Annotated in this window: 2 pseudogenes; both read right to left on the bottom strand. The window is 59.2% G+C overall.

Annotated features, from left to right (window positions below):
• Positions 1-148 precede the first annotated feature (148 nt).
• A pseudogene (locus XI08_RS46205) lies at positions 149-298 on the bottom strand (IS5/IS1182 family transposase); the annotation flags it as partial.
• Positions 299-378: 80 nt separating this feature from the next.
• A pseudogene (locus tag XI08_RS09930) lies at positions 379-953 on the bottom strand (transposase); the annotation flags it as partial.

Raw genomic sequence — 953 nt, 5'->3', positions numbered from 1 at the left:
GAGTCCAGACCAACGTACTGCTTCATAGCGCGGCTCCTCTTCGATTTGCTGACGCCGATCGTACCGATCCTCGTGTTCTCAAGAAGACGTCAGCCGCGATTACGCCATGTGAAGAAATGTTTCTGGGGTTTGGCGTTGATCGACTGGGATAGAGGATCAACAGGAAGGCACGCAAGAGTTTTGCGAACCATCGCAGGAGCAGGCTGAAGTTATAGCCGGCGGCGGCGAGCACGGCGTTGACGCGGTCGCCGTCGCGCCCCTTGAGATAGCTGCGGCGCATCCGGTGGCCGTCCTTGAGCTTCAGAGCTCGCCAACGTAATTGGACGCCGATCCGCGGATCTCATCAAGGCTCGTGGCATTGCCAAAAGCCGGATAGTCCTACTGCGTCACAAACGATGATCTGTCTAGTGGTCGAACTTGATCGCACAACAAGGAGATCTCGACAGCGTTCGGACGAGCCCATGTTCGAGGCGCCGTCGCATCGTCGCGATCGAATTTGGAATGTGACGTTGGGTCCGCAGCGGCAGATCCGCGGGGTCTGTGATCTGCGGGAATGCGATCGAGCGGGATCGGCCGGGCGCGCCGAGCGCCTGAGGGGGAATCGTCTCCCGCTCGGAGATCAGGAATCCGTAGGCTGCGATGCACATTGTTGCGTGATGATGAAAGCCGCGCCAGCCGCGTCCCTCGAAGTGGCCGAGCCCGACCTCCTGCTTGAGTTCCTGATAGTCACGTTCGATGCGACAGCGCAATTTAGCCATCTCAACGAGAGTCCGGAATGCCACATCCTCCGGCAATGTCGAGAGCCAGTATTTGGTAGGCTGGTCCTCGCCTTTTGGCCATTCGATCAGCAACCATTCCTCCAATCGCCGGGTGGTCTGCCAATAATCACGATGCGCGGCACGGACCCGCACGCGTGCAAAGCGCGAGGTCAGCTTTTCGCTCGTTCCTTGCCG

This window comes from Bradyrhizobium sp. CCBAU 11361, assembly GCF_028128935.1.
Classification (GTDB): Bacteria; Pseudomonadota; Alphaproteobacteria; order Rhizobiales; family Xanthobacteraceae; genus Bradyrhizobium; species Bradyrhizobium niftali.
Note: the sequence above shows the minus strand (reverse complement) of the source record. Positions and strands in the feature narration are given on the sequence as shown.